Raw genomic sequence first — 13,490 nt, forward strand, 5'->3', positions numbered from 1 at the left:
AGTCGCCGATCGATGATCGATCAAAGGGTGAAGGGGAAAACTTCTCGATATGAAGAAAAGTGGCATGCGGTGCCTCGAAACGGGGCACGGAGTGACGGGATCAAGGGGGCGAAACGGGCGCTGACCTGCACGGTCGAGCACCCGGCGACGCAGATGGGCGCCCTGCCCGAACCGTGCTCAGGCGCGCGGCGCGCAGCCCAGGACGTGCTGCTTCACCAGCACGGAGATCTGCGGGTCGCGCCGCTGGAAGGCCTCGATGAGCGCCTCGTGCTCCTCCGCGTACGACTTCTGCACCGTGCCCAGCCAGCGGATCGACAGGGCCGTGAACACCTCGATGCCCAGTCCCTCCCAGGTGTGCAGCAGCACGGCGTTCCCGGCGGCCCGCACCATCTCCCGGTGGAAGGCCACCGTGTGCCGCACCTGCGCCTCGCCGTCGGCCAGCCGGTCCGCCTCGTACAGGGCCGTCACATGCGGGGTCAGCGCCGAGCAGTCCTCGGCGAGGGCCGGGGCCGCCAGCTCCGCCGCGATCTGCTCCAGCCCGGCCCGTACGGGATAGCTCTCCTCCAGATCCGCCGCGGTGAGATTGCGCACCCGGACGCCCTTGTTGGGCGCCGACTCGATCAGCCGCAGCGTCTCCAGCTCGCGCAGCGCCTCGCGCACCGGGGTCTGGCTGACCTCCAGCTCGGTGGCGATACGGCGCTCCACGATCCGCTCGCCCGGCTTCCAGCGCCCGCTGACTATCCCTTCCACGATGTGCTCGCGGATCTGTTCGCGCAGCGAGTGGACGACGGGCGGGGTCATGAGGTGCTCCTTCGAGGGCGAACCGGTGCTGCCGGGGCCGACGCGGCGGCCGGAGGTGACCGGTGGTGTCTAGACAATACGGCGGCGCCCCCGCCCGGAGGTGTTCCGGACGGGGGCGCCGCTGGTGAGGCTGGTTACAGCTGTACTGCTCAGAGGCCGAGCTCGACCTCGAACTCGCCCGCCTCGAGGATCGCCTTGACCGTGGTCAGGTAACGGGCGGCGTCCGCGCCGTCCACCAGACGGTGGTCGTAGGAGAGCGAGAGGTACGTCATGTCGCGGACGCCGATGACGGTGCCCTCGGCGGTCTCGATGACGGCCGGACGCTTGACGGTGGCGCCGATGCCCAGGATGGCCGCCTGGTTCGGCGGCACGATGACCGTGTCGAACAGCGCACCGCGCGAACCGGTGTTGCTGACCGTGAAGGTCGCACCCGACATGTCGTCCGGGGTGAGGCCGCCACCGCGGGCCTTGCCGGCCAGCTCGGCGGTCTTCTTGGCGATACCGGCGATGTTCAGGTCGCCCGCACCCTTGATGACCGGGGTCATCAGGCCCTTCTCGGCGTCCACGGCGATGCCGATGTTCTCCGAGTCGAAGTACGTGATGGTGCCCTCGTCCTCGTTGATCCGGGCGTTGACGACCGGGTGGGCCTTCAGCGCCTGGGCCGCCGCCTTCACGAAGAACGGCATCGGGGACAGCTTGACGCCCTCACGGGCGGCGAAGGACTCCTTCGCCTGGTTGCGCAGCTTCATCAGCTTGGTGATGTCGACCTCGAGGACCGAGGTCAGCTGGGCCTGCGAGTGCAGCGCCTTCATCATGTTGTCGCCGATGACCTTGCGCATGCGGGTCATCTTGACCGTCTGACCGCGCAGCGGCGACGCCTCCAGCTTCGGCGCGGCCTTGGCCGCGGGAGCGGCGGCGGCCGGAGCCGGAGCGGCTGCGGCCTTGGCGGCCTCCGCGGCGGCGACGACGTCCTGCTTGCGGATACGGCCACCGACGCCGGTGCCCTTGACCGAGCCCAGGTCGACGCCGTTCTCGGCGGCGAGCTTGCGGACCAGCGGCGTGACGTACGCGCCGTCGTCACCGGCGGTCGCGGCCGGAGCCGGAGCGGCGGCGGCCGGAGCCGGCGCCGCCGGGGCGGGAGCGGCCGGAGCAGGGGCGGCGGGAGCCGGGGCCGGAGCGGCCGGAGCCGCCTGAGCGGGAGCCGGAGCCGGAGCCGGAGCCGGAGCGGCCGGAGCCTCCTGGGCCGGAGCCGGAGCGGCGGCGGGGGCCGGAGCGGCGGCCGGGGCGGCACCGGGAGCGCCGATGACGGCGAGCTTGGCGCCCACCTCGGCGGTCTCGTCCTCGCCGACGACGATCTCCAGCAGCACGCCGGAGGCCGGGGCGGGGATCTCGGTGTCGACCTTGTCCGTGGAGACCTCGAGCAGGGGCTCGTCCTCCGTGACCTCCTCGCCGACCTCCTTCAGCCAGCGGGTGACGGTGCCCTCGGTGACGCTCTCGCCGAGCGCCGGGAGGGTGACGTCGGTGCCGGAGGCACCACCGGCCGGAGCGGCGGCGGGGGCCGGGGCCTCGGCCGCGGGGGCCTCGGCGGCGGGCGCCGGAGCCTCCTGCGCCGGAGCCTCCTGGGCCGGGGCCGGCTCGGCGGCCGGAGCCGCCTCGGCGGCGGGCGCGCCCGAACCGTCGTCGATGACGGCCAGCTCGGCGCCGACCTCGACGGTCTCGTCCTCGGCGACCTTGATGGAGGCCAGCACGCCGGAGGCGGGTGCGGGAATCTCGGTGTCGACCTTGTCGGTCGAGACCTCGAGCAGCGGCTCGTCGGCCTCGACGCGCTCGCCCTCGGCCTTCAGCCAACGGGTGACAGTGCCCTCGGTGACGCTCTCGCCGAGCGCCGGAAGGGTTACGGAAACCGACATGGTTTCAGTTGCTCCTTACGAAAGTGCGGAAGTGGTCGGTTGTCCCCGGGACTGGATCAGTCGTGGGAGTGGAGAGGCTTGCCGGCCAGGGCCAGGTGCGCCTCGCCCATCGCCTCGTTCTGCGTCGGGTGGGCGTGGATGAGCTGCGCGACCTCGGCCGGCAGCGCCTCCCAGTTGTAGATCAGCTGGGCTTCGCCGACCTGCTCGCCCATACGGTCACCGACCATGTGGACGCCGACCACGGCACCGTCCTTGACCTGGACGAGCTTGATCTCGCCCGCGGTCTTCAGGATCTTGCTCTTGCCGTTGCCCGCGAGGTTGTACTTGAGCGCGACGACCTTGTCCGCACCGTAGATCTCCTTGGCCTTGGCCTCGGAGATGCCGACGGAGGCGACCTCGGGGTGGCAGTACGTCACCTTCGGCACGCCGTCGTAGTCGATCGGCACGGTCTTGAGACCGGCCAGGCGCTCCGCCACGAGGATGCCCTCGGCGAAGCCGACGTGCGCGAGCTGGAGGGTCGGGACGAGGTCACCGACGGCCGAGACCGTGGGCACGTTGGTCTGCATGTACTCGTCGACGAGGACGTAGCCGCGGTCCATCGCGACGCCGGCCTCCTCGTAGCCCAGGCCCTGCGAGACCGGGCCGCGGCCGATCGCGACCAGCAGCACCTCCGCCTCGAAGGTCTTGCCGTCGGCGAGGGTGACGCGCACGCCGTCCTGCGTGTACTCGGCCTTGTCGAAGAAGGTGCCGAGGTTGAACTTGATGCCGCGCTTGCGGAACGCGCGCTCAAGAAGCTTCGAGCTGTTCTCGTCCTCGACCGGGACCAGGTGCTTCAGGCCCTCGACGATGGTGACGTCGGTGCCGAAGGACTTCCACGCCGAGGCGAACTCGACGCCGATGACGCCGCCGCCCAGGACGATCGCGGACTTCGGCACGCGGTCCAGCTTCAGCGCGTGGTCCGAGGAGATGATGCGGTTGCCGTCGATCTCCAGGCCGGGCAGCGACTTCGGCACGGAGCCGGTCGCGAGTACCACGTGCCGGCCCTGGACGCGCTGACCGTTGACGTCCACCGAGGTGGGCGACGAGAGCCGGCCCTCACCCTCGATGTAGTGGACCTTGCGCGAGGCGATGAGTCCCTGGAGACCCTTGTACAGGCCCGAGATCACGTCGTCCTTGTACTTGTGGACGGCCGCCATGTCGATGCCCTCGAAGGTGGCCTTCACACCGAACTGCTCGGCCTCGCGGGCCTGGTCGGCGATCTCGCCGGCGTGCAGCAGCGCCTTCGTGGGGATGCAGCCGTTGTGCAGGCAGGTGCCGCCGACCTTGCCCTTTTCGATCAGTGCGACGTCCAGGCCCAGCTGAGCTCCGCGCAGGGCCGCGGCGTAACCGCCGCTGCCACCGCCGAGGATCACTAGGTCGAAAACGGTGCTGGCGTCGTTCGCCACGTCACGTCCTCCATGCATGTGCGCCGTACGCCGGGCCCCGTCGCTGGGGTGTGACCGGCCGGTCGGCTGGTGTTCGGCCGCTTGCGTTATTCGGCCCTGTGGTGGGGGCCCTGTCCTGCCGAGAACCCATCTTCGCACTTGTTGCGGGCGGACGGGACGCGGGCCCCTGCTCCGGGCACGACAAAGACCGGCCCCGCACGGTTACCGATGCGTACAGATTTCCGGAAAAAAGCCGGTCGGGGCCACTGGGGTGAACGCCCACGGCCCCGGACGTATGCCCGGGGCCGTGCACGACGCGCGAACGCCGTGAGCGAACGTCACGCGCGGAGGCCGCGCGGACGCCGGGGCGCGGGTCAGCCGAGGTCGCCGGCCGCGGTGCGCTCCGCCAGCCGCACCAGGGTGCGGACCGAGGAGCCGGTGCCGCCCTTCGGGGTGTAGCCGTACGGCGCGCCCTCGTGGAAGGCCGGGCCCGCGATGTCCAGGTGCGCCCAGGCGATGCCCTCGCCCACGAACTCCTGGAGGAACAGACCGGCCACCAGGCCGCCGCCCATCCGCTCGCCCATGTTGGCGATGTCGGCCGTCGGGGAGTCCATGCCCTTGCGCAGGTCCGCGGGGAGCGGCATCGGCCAGGACGCCTCGCCGACCTCCTCGGCGATCTCGTGGACCGACGTACGGAACGCGTCGTCGTTGGACATCACACCGAAGGTGCGGTTGCCCAGGGCGAGGACCATCGCGCCGGTCAGGGTCGCCACGTCGACGATCGCGTCCGGCTTCTCCTCGGAGGCGCGGGTCAGCGCGTCCGCGAGGACGAGCCGGCCCTCGGCGTCGGTGTTGAGGACCTCGACGGTCTTGCCGCTGTACATGCGCAGCACGTCACCCGGGCGGGTCGCGTTGCCGGACGGCATGTTCTCGGCGAGCGCCAGCCAGCCGGTGACGTTGACCTGGAGGCCGAGGCGGGAGGCCGCGACGACGGCGGCGAACACGGCGGCGGCGCCGCTCATGTCGCACTTCATCGTCTCGTTGTGCCCGGCCGGCTTGAGCGAGATGCCGCCCGAGTCGTAGGTGATGCCCTTGCCGACCAGGGCGAGCGTCTTCTCCGCCTTGGGGTGGGTGTAGGCCAGCTTGACCAGGCGCGGGCCGTGCGTGGAGCCCTGGCCGACGCCGAGCAGACCGCCGTAGCCGCCCTTGACGAGCGCCTTCTCGTCCAGGACCTGGACCTTGATGCCGTGCTCCTTGCCCGCGGCGGTGGCCACGGCGGCGAAGGACTCGGGGTACAGGTCGTTCGGCGGGGTGTTGATCAGGTCGCGGGCCCGGTTGATCTCCTCGGTCACCGCGACGGCACGCTCGGCGGCGGCCTTGAACGCCTTGTCGCGCGGCTTGGCGCCGAGCAGGGCGACCTCGGCCAGCGGCAGCTTCGCGTCGTTCCTGGCGGACTTCGCGGCCTTGGGGGCGAGCTTGTTCTCGCCGCCCTGGTAGGCGGTGAAGGCGTACGCACCCAGCAGGGCGCCCTCCGCGACGGCCCCGGCGTCCTCGGCGGACTCCGTCGGCAGCGCGAAGCCGGCCTTCTTCGAACCCTTCAGCGCACGCGCGGCGCTGCCCGCGGCACGGCGCAGCGCTTCGGCGTCGTACGCGTCGTCCTTCGCCGGGACCTGACCGAGGCCGACCGCGACGACGACCGGGACCTTGAGGCCGGACGGCGCGGGGAGCTTGGTCACTTCGCCCTCGGCACCGGAGGCGCCCAGGGTCTCCAGGACGGTGGCGAGCTTTCCGTCGAACGCCTTGTCCACGGCCTCGGCGCCCGGTGCGACGACCAGGCCCTTGGCGCCCTTGGCGATGCCGACGACGAGTGCGTCGGCGCGCAGCGTCGCCGCACCTGAGGTGCTGAGAGTGAGAGCTGTCACGGTGGTGATTTCTCGCTTCCGTTGAGTGATGTGCCGGTCGAGGGGTGGGCCGACCGTGCCCGGCGCATCGTAGACGCCGCCGCAATGTGCCGGGAACGAGCCTACGCGCGCCCGTGCGCCCGGCTCACGGGGGCAGGCCGTCCGGGGCATCGGGGGCGGGTGCCCCGCCTCCGGGCCGGACCCTTTCTAACCCAGGGTCAGGGCCAACAGGGCCGCCGTGGCCGCCGTCTCCTCCAGTGCACCGAACACATCGCCCGTCACCCCGCCGAAGCGCCGTACGCAGTGACGCAGCATCAGCTGCGCGGCCGCGACACCCGCGAGGGCGGCGGCGCAGTGGTGCAGCGCGCCGCCGGGGCCGCCCAGCAGCGCTCCCGCCCCCGCGCAGCACACGGCCACCGCGAGGGCGACCACGGCCGCGCCGGCCGGCGGGACGGTGCCCGCCACCGCCGCGCCGAGTCCTTCCGGCCGGGCGGGCGGGACGCCGCGGCGCGAGGCCAGCGTGAGCGCGAGCCGGGCCGTGACGGCGGCGGTCACCGTGCCCAGGGCGCCCTCGGCCCAGCCCCGGCCGTACAGCTCGAAGAGCGCGGCGGTCTGGGCCAGCAGCACGAAGAGCAGGGTGATCACGCCGAACGGGCCGATGTCCGACCGCTTCATGATCCGCAGCGCGTCCTCGGCGGGTTTCGCGCTGCCGAGCCCGTCGGCGGTGTCCGCGAGCCCGTCCAGGTGGAGCCCCCTGGTGAGCGCGGCGGGCAGCGCGGTGGATGCCACCGCCGCCAGCAGCGGACCCGAACCGCCCAGCAGGAGCAGCACCCCCGGTACGGCGGCGAGCAGCCCCACAACCAGTCCGGCGAGAGGGGCGCACAGCATGCCCGCGCGGGCGGCCTCGCGGTCCCATCGGGAGACGTGGACGGGGAGCGCGGTCAGGGTGCCGAAGGCGAAACGTATGCCGTGGATGTTCAGGGAGGTCACGGCGCGCAGGCTAACCGGTGCTCCTCCGGGCTAGATTGTGCGAAGTGGCCCAAAAGCCTCATAAGTGACGGTCGGGCGGAGGTGGCATGGGTCACTGGTTCCAGGACAACATCGTCGAGCCGGGCAAGCTCCCGCTGTTGCTCGCCCTGAGCGCGTTCGTGCTGACCTTCGCCATCACCCGGATGGTCACCCGGATGATCAGGGCCGGGAAGGGGCCGTTCCGCAACATCACACCGGGCGGCGTGCACGTCCACCACGTGGTGCCCGGCGTCGTGCTCACCGTCGTCGGAGGCTTCGGCGCGGTGGCGAGCGGACAGCACAGCGTCGCCGCCGCGATTCTCGCCGTGGTCTTCGGGGTGGGCGCGGGCCTGGTTCTCGACGAGTTCGCGCTGATCCTGCATCTCGACGACGTGTACTGGACCGAGGAGGGCCGCCAGAGCGTGGAGGTCGTCGTCCTCACCGCCTCGCTGGTCCTTCTCGTGCTCGCGGGCTTCTCACCGTTCGGCGTGGACGAGCTGAGCGGCGAGCAGGAGCAGAACCGGCTGACGGTCGTCCTGACCTACGTCCTCAACTTCGTCTTCGTACTGATCGCCCTGTTCAAGGGCAAGGCCCGGATGGCGGTCATCGGCACCCTCGTCCCGTTCGTCGCGCTGATCGGGGCGCTCCGGCTGGCCAGACCCGCCTCGCTGTGGGCGAAGCGCTTCTACCGCCGCCGCCACCGGGCCCGCGCCAGGGCGGTGCTGAGGGCGTATCACCACGACGTGCGCTGGGTGGGGCCGCGACGCAGGTTCCAGGACATCATCGGCGGGGCCCCGGACCGGGCACCGCTGCCGGGGCCCCGGACCGGCAGCGGTCCCTGAACCCGTGGTCAGGCGGACGGGTCCGCGGAGGGCGCCGGGGACTCCGAGGGCGCCGGGGACTTCGGGGAGGCCGGGGACGCCTGGGACCCGGAGGTCTCCGGGGATGCCCGCGGCTCCTCGGGCTCCGACGGCTCCCCGGGCTTCTCCGGCTCGTCGGCCGCGCGCTCGGGCAGCTCCGCCGCCAGCGCCGCCGCGGCCTGCACGAGCGGCAGCGCCAGCAGGGCGCCGCTGCCCTCGCCCACGGTCACCCCGTGGTCGAGGAGCGGGGTCAGCGCCATCCTGTCCAGCGCCTTCAGCTGCGCCGGCTCCCCGCTCAGCTGACCCGCGAGCCACCAGTCCGGTGCCCGGAAGGCCGCCCGCTGGGCCACCAGCGCACAGGCCGCCGAGACCACGCCGTCCAGCACCACGGGCATCCGGCGCACCGCGCTCTGCAGCAGGAACCCGGTCATCGCCGCGAGATCCGCTCCGCCCACCGCGGCCAGTAGCTCCAGCTGGTCACCGAGGACCGGCCTGGCCCGCCGCAGGGAGTCCCGGACCGCCGCGCACTTGCGCATCCACGCCAGGTCGTCGATGCCCGCGCCGCCGCGCCCCGTCACCACCGAGGCGTCCGTACCGCACAGGGCCGCGATCAGGGTCGAGGCCGCCGTCGTACCGCCGACGCTGATGTCACCCAGCACCACCAGATCGGTGCCGGAGTCGGCCTCCTCGTCGGCGATGCGGATACCCAGACGCACGGCCGCCTCGGCCTCCTCGGCCGTCAGCGCGTCCTCGACGTCGATCCGCCCGCTGCCGCGCCGCACCCGGTCGCGTACGACGGACTCGGGCAGCAGCTCCGGGTCGCAGTCCAGGCCGGCGTCCACGATCCGCACGGGCACGGAGAAGCGGCGGGCCAGCACGGCGACGGGGCTGGCACCGTCCAGCACGGCCCGCACCAGCTCGTGCGCGGACCCCGCCGCCCGGCCGGACACCCCGAGCTCCGCCACCCCGTGGTCACCGGCGAAGAGCACGACGCGCGGCCGGTCGACCGGCTTCACCGGGACCGCCTGCTGGGCGGCCGACAGCCATTCGCCCAGCTCGTCGAGGCGGCCGAGGGCGCCGGACGGCACGGCCAGCCGCTCCCGGCGTTCCTCGGCATCACGCCGTACGCCCCCGTCGGGGCGCTCGATCAGGTCGGAGAAGTCGTCCAGATTCACGGGGGTCTGCCTCGCGGGTCGGCGCTGGGTGGGACGGAACCCGCCGGGGGCTCCTCTGCGGAACAGTACCCGGCCCCCCTTTCCGCGTTCCCGGCCCCGCACCCGCCCTGAGATCAGCCCCGCAGCACCAGGGCCTGACCCGCCACCACGAGCAGGACGTGCTCGCACTCCGCCGCGAACGCGGCGTTCAGACGGCCCAGTTCGTCGCGGAAACGCCGCCCGGAGGCCGTGGCGGGCACCACGCCCGAGCCCGTCTCGTTGGTCACGGCGACGACCGTACGACGTGTTCCGCGCACCGCCCGGACCAGCTCGGCGACCCGTTCGCGCAGCTTCTCCTCGCCGCCGTCCGCCCACTGCCCGTCGTCCCACGCCCCGACCCGGTCCATCGCGTCCGTCAGCCACAGCGACAGACAGTCGATCAGGAGCGGCGGACCGTCCTCCTCCAGCAGGCCCGCCAGCTCGCACGTCTCCTCGGTGCGCCACGCGGCGGGCCTGCGCTCCCGGTGGAGTCCGATCCGGGCCTCCCACTCGCGGTCCCCCTCGCGGCGGCCGCCCGTCGCGACGTACACCACCTCGGGGAAGGTCTCCAGGCGCTGTTCGGCCTCCACCGACTTGCCCGACCGGGAGCCGCCCGTCACCAGCGTGCGCCGGGGCACATCCGGCACCGCGTGGTAGGCGCCCACCGGCAGCGTCGTCCCGTCCGGCACGGCACGCGCCCCGCCCGCGGCGAGACGCCGGTCCAGCTCCGCGCCCGGGGGCGCGTCATGGTCCAGATGCACGGCGATCACCTCGGTGGCCGCCCCGACGGCGTCCACCGCCCGCAGCCTCGCCACCGCGTCCGGCCGCGCGACCACATCGCACACGACCATGTCGTACGGCTCCGCCACCGGGTCGGCCAGACCGGCGGGGGAGGCCCCGGGCGGCAGATAGAGCAGACGCTCACCGTCCGGCGACGTCACCTCGTACCCCGTCCCCGGCGCGTCCATCGCCAGCGCCCGCACCCGGTGCCCGCTGATCAGCGTCAGCTCCTGGCCGTCCGGAATCCGCCCCGCGGGCGGCAGCGAGGCGGGCAGCTCCATCGCGGGCCCGTCGTGAGGGTGGGTCAGCAGCACCTGCCGCACGGCCGCGAGCGAACGGCCCGCGCGGGCCGCGGCGAACACGGCGCCCGGGGTGAGATCCAGCAGCAGGGCGTCATCGACGAGCAGCGCGGTCGCCGCGCGCGCCCGCGCACCACGGGAGGACGCGCAGACGGCGCAAGGGCAGTCGGGCCGCGGAAGGCCGTCGGGGGCTCCGGTGCCGAGCAGAGTCAGTTCCACGTGTCGATCCTCCCGTGTCCATGAACCACCTGCTCGCCCGGGACACCCACTAGTCTTCGGGGAGCAACGTGACCCAGGAGGCGGACATGGCGTGGACGTGGCGGTTCGAGAAGTCCGACGGTACGGAGACGGAGCCGGCGCTGCAGCCGGAGGAGTTCACGACCCAGGGCGACGCGGAGTCCTGGATCGGTGAGTTCTGGAAGGAGCTCCTGGAGGGCGGCGCGGACCAGGTGACGCTCTTCGAGGACACGACGAAGATCTACGGCCCGATGAGCCTCCAGGCCGACTGAGGCCGCCCGGCCCGCCCGCGCCCCCGCGCCCGGGCGGGCCACGGCCCTGCCGCTCAGATCTCGCCCAGGGTGACGTCGGCCTTCTTCTGCGAGTCCCCCCGCCTGTACGTCACCTCGGCCTTGTCGCCCGGATCCGAGCCCGCCAGGGCCTCCGAGAGCGAGGTGATCGTGGTGATCCTGTCGTCGCCGATCCGGGTGATGACGTCCCCGACGCGCAGGCCCGCCTTCTCGGCGGCCCCGCCGTCCTCGACGCTCACGATCGCGACACCGGCCGGCCGGTACTCGTCGTCGACGACCGTGCGGCCGGTGATGTTCAGCCCCGCCCGGCCCGAGTCGGTGACCTTCCCGGACTCGATGATCTGGTCGGCGACCGTGCGCACCATCGACGCGGGGATGGCGAACCCGATCCCGGGCGCCGCGCTGCCGCCCAGCTGAGGGTCCGTCGCCGCGAGGGTCGGGATGCCGATCACCTCGCTGTCGAGGTTCACCAGGGCCCCGCCGCTGTTGCCCGGGTTGATGGCCGCCGAGGTCTGCACCATGTCGACGAGCGTCGCCCCGGTGCCGCCACCCGAGCTGCTCTCGCTCACGGTCCGGCCCACGGCCGACACGATGCCCTGGGTGACGCTGCTGGAGAGGCCGAGGGGTGAGCCCATCGCCAGGACGATCTGCCCCACGTCGACCTTCTCGGTGTCGCCGAACTTCGCGGCCCGCAGCCCCTCGGGCACGTCGTCGAGCTTGATGACGGCGAGGTCCTGCTCCGGGTAGGCGGAGACCAAGGACGCCTTGAGCCCCTGCTCGCCGGTGGCGACGCTGACGTCGAAGGTCTTCTCCTTGCCCACCACGTGGGCGTTCGTGACGATATGGCCCTTGTCGTCGTAGACGATGCCCGAGCCGAGGCCCTCCCCGGCGCCGACCTGCACGACGGAGGGCAGCACGTCCCTGATCACGCTCTGGTACTGCTGCTCCAGATCGCCCGTGGCCCGGGCGGCCGTCTCCTGGCGCACCGGGGCGGCGGAAGGGGCGGGGGCCGACGCGGCGCAGCCGCCCGCGAGGGCGATGGCGCAGACACCGGCGGCCAGGGGGGTGAGTGAGCGGCGTACCCGGCTGCGGGAAGGGGATGCGTCCATGCCCGGAGTATCGCCAGGGCACGCCTCGGACGGCCTGCGCTGCTGGGCCGATCAGGCGTACGGTCCCCGCCGTGTCAGCCGCGTACTCCGCACAGGTGCAGCAGCGCGGCGACCCCGCGGTACGGATCGGTCCGCCCCGCACGGTCCTCGGCCGCGAAGACCCGGGCCAGCTCCTCGGGGCCGGGCAGCTCCGCGTCGTTGCCCACGTTGTCCGTGAAGACCCGCACGCCGTACCAGGCGTGCAGCGGCGCGGCGATCCCCGCGAGCGTGGACCGCAGGGCGTCGAGCCGGTCCGCCCGGACGTCGAGCCCGAGCCTGTTCGTGTAGGTGTCCGTGTCGAACGCCGCGAGGGCCGCGCCGAAGTCGCCCGCCGTCCCCGGCCGCATCGCGAGCGCGTCCGCGTTCCGCACGAGCAGGGAGAGCAGTCCGCCGGGTGCCAGCATCCTGGCCAGACCGGCCAGCATCGGATCGGGCTCGGGGACGTACATCAGCACGCCGTGGCAGAGCACCACGTCGAAGCTGCCGGGCAGGAAGTGCACCCCGGTGTCGCGGCCGTCGCCCTCGATGAGCCGGACCCGCTCCCGGATGCCCTCCGGCTCGCCCGCGAGCGCCTCCCGCGCCGAGCTCAGCATCTCGCCGTCGGACTCCAGGCCCGTCACGGAGTGGCCGGCCCGCGCCAGCCGCAGCGCCTGCGTGCCCTGGCCCATGCCGACGTCGAGCACCCGCAGCCGCTGCCCCACGGGGAAGCGCGCGGCTATCTGCTCGTCGAGCTGGCGGGCGACGAGCTCCTGGCGGACCGCGTTGCGCAGTCCGCCGAGCCCGGCCAGCCACTGGGAGGAAACCCCCGTGAAGCCGGAGGTCTCCGTGCTCAGGGCCGCTCTCCCCGCTTGACCTGCGGCTTGGGCAGACGCAGCCGGCGCATCTGGAGCGTACGCATCAGGCCGTAGGCCACCGCGCCGCGCTTCGGGGTGTCGGGGAAGCGCTGGGCCAGCTGCTTCCTGAGCCGGAGGCCCAGGCCGATGGAGTCGACGACGATCAGCACGATCACGCCGAGCCAGAGCAGCAGCGAGATGTTCTGGATGTTCTGCACCTGGATCACGCTGAGGATCAGGATGATCACAGCGAGCGGGAGGAAGTACTCCGCGATGCAGAAGCGCGAGTCCACGAAGTCGCGGACGTAGCGCCGCACGGGACCCTTGTCACGCGCCGGCAGATAGCGCTCGTCGCCCGAGGCGAGTGCCTCGCGCTGCCTCGCCATGTCCGCGCGGCGCGCTTCGCGCTGCCGCCTCGCGGCCTCCTTGCGATCGGTCGGCGCACCACTGGAGGCACGCCTGCGCTGCGTCTGGGCCTCGCTGCGCTTCGGGGTGGGGCGACCCTTGGGAGCCTGAGGGTCGCGGGGCTGCTTGGAGAGGTCCGCCGTCACCTTGCCGGTGGGGGCCTTCTCTTCCTTGGAACGGCTACGGAACACAAAACCCAAGGGTACGGGGTCGGCTGCGGCAACCGAGGACCGGCCGGGAACGATCCGGCAACGGCCTGCGTCCTGAAAAGTGTCCCGACAGGGGCAGAACGGACGTCACCCCTGGTTTCCCCGAGGTTTCTCTACTCCCTGGGCGGGAGCGGTCACCGGTGGCAGTCGTCCTTGGGGAGGAGCACATCCGTGCTCGAACAGTGCGGTAAT

The 13,490-nt window shown here is 72.6% G+C and carries 12 protein-coding genes; 2 read left to right on the plus strand and 10 right to left on the minus strand.

Features of this window, described 5'->3' with window-relative positions:
- Nucleotides 1-177: 177 nt before the first annotated feature.
- The 5 genes from ACWCQM_RS14095 to ACWCQM_RS14115 all read right to left on the minus strand — a co-directional run bounded on the left by ACWCQM_RS14095 (nucleotide 178) and on the right by ACWCQM_RS14115 (nucleotide 7,026).
- Nucleotides 178-801 (minus strand): GntR family transcriptional regulator, encoded by a 624-nt coding sequence (locus ACWCQM_RS14095; RefSeq protein ID WP_450915542.1) that lies wholly within the window; start codon nucleotides 799-801, stop codon nucleotides 178-180.
- A 149-nt stretch (nucleotides 802-950) separates the two neighbouring features.
- Nucleotides 951-2,711, minus strand: a complete 1,761-nt coding sequence (gene sucB, locus ACWCQM_RS14100) for a 2-oxoglutarate dehydrogenase, E2 component, dihydrolipoamide succinyltransferase (protein WP_450915543.1) — start codon at nucleotides 2,709-2,711, stop codon at nucleotides 951-953.
- A 56-nt stretch (nucleotides 2,712-2,767) separates the two neighbouring features.
- Complete coding sequence (gene lpdA / locus ACWCQM_RS14105; RefSeq protein WP_450915544.1) at nucleotides 2,768-4,156, minus strand: dihydrolipoyl dehydrogenase; 1,389 nt, start codon at nucleotides 4,154-4,156, stop codon at nucleotides 2,768-2,770.
- A gap of 353 nt (nucleotides 4,157-4,509) precedes the next feature.
- Nucleotides 4,510-6,057: a leucyl aminopeptidase gene (locus tag ACWCQM_RS14110; protein WP_450915545.1), complete on the minus strand. Its 1,548-nt coding sequence runs from the start codon at nucleotides 6,055-6,057 to the stop codon at nucleotides 4,510-4,512.
- A 186-nt stretch (nucleotides 6,058-6,243) separates the two neighbouring features.
- On the minus strand, nucleotides 6,244-7,026 hold the full coding sequence (locus tag ACWCQM_RS14115) for an adenosylcobinamide-GDP ribazoletransferase (protein WP_450915546.1): 783 nt from the start codon (nucleotides 7,024-7,026) through the stop codon (nucleotides 6,244-6,246).
- A gap of 86 nt (nucleotides 7,027-7,112) precedes the next feature.
- Between ACWCQM_RS14115 and ACWCQM_RS14120 the strand changes: the two genes are divergently transcribed.
- Entirely contained in the window at nucleotides 7,113-7,886 is a 774-nt protein-coding gene (locus tag ACWCQM_RS14120) for a hypothetical protein (protein ID WP_450915547.1), read from the plus strand.
- A gap of 8 nt (nucleotides 7,887-7,894) precedes the next feature.
- Here ACWCQM_RS14120 and cobT read toward each other — a convergent pair whose 3' ends face one another.
- Both cobT and ACWCQM_RS14130 read right to left on the minus strand, forming a co-directional pair.
- Nucleotides 7,895-9,079, minus strand: coding sequence for a nicotinate-nucleotide--dimethylbenzimidazole phosphoribosyltransferase (gene cobT / locus ACWCQM_RS14125; protein WP_450915548.1), 1,185 nt, complete (start codon nucleotides 9,077-9,079; stop codon nucleotides 7,895-7,897).
- 113 nt (nucleotides 9,080-9,192) lie between these two features.
- Nucleotides 9,193-10,395 (minus strand): bifunctional adenosylcobinamide kinase/adenosylcobinamide-phosphate guanylyltransferase, encoded by a 1,203-nt coding sequence (locus ACWCQM_RS14130; protein ID WP_450915549.1) that lies wholly within the window; start codon nucleotides 10,393-10,395, stop codon nucleotides 9,193-9,195.
- Between the two features lie 86 nt (nucleotides 10,396-10,481).
- Between ACWCQM_RS14130 and ACWCQM_RS14135 the strand changes: the two genes are divergently transcribed.
- Entirely contained in the window at nucleotides 10,482-10,685 is a 204-nt protein-coding gene (locus ACWCQM_RS14135) for a hypothetical protein (protein WP_033300039.1), read from the plus strand.
- Between the two features lie 53 nt (nucleotides 10,686-10,738).
- Here the strand turns inward: ACWCQM_RS14135 and ACWCQM_RS14140 are convergent, their stop codons facing one another.
- From ACWCQM_RS14140 to ACWCQM_RS14150, 3 genes are all read right to left on the minus strand, one after another.
- Nucleotides 10,739-11,812 carry a S1C family serine protease gene (locus tag ACWCQM_RS14140; RefSeq protein ID WP_450915550.1) on the minus strand — a complete coding sequence of 358 codons (1,074 nt, stop codon included), beginning with the start codon at nucleotides 11,810-11,812 and terminating at the stop codon, nucleotides 10,739-10,741.
- A 74-nt stretch (nucleotides 11,813-11,886) separates the two neighbouring features.
- Entirely contained in the window at nucleotides 11,887-12,621 is a 735-nt protein-coding gene (locus ACWCQM_RS14145; protein ID WP_450915574.1) for a class I SAM-dependent methyltransferase, read from the minus strand.
- Nucleotides 12,622-12,680: 59 nt separating this feature from the next.
- Entirely contained in the window at nucleotides 12,681-13,280 is a 600-nt protein-coding gene (locus ACWCQM_RS14150; protein ID WP_073747626.1) for a DUF3043 domain-containing protein, read from the minus strand.
- Nucleotides 13,281-13,490 lie beyond the last annotated feature (210 nt).

The sequence above is a fragment of the Streptomyces sp. NPDC002125 genome, from assembly GCF_053593715.1.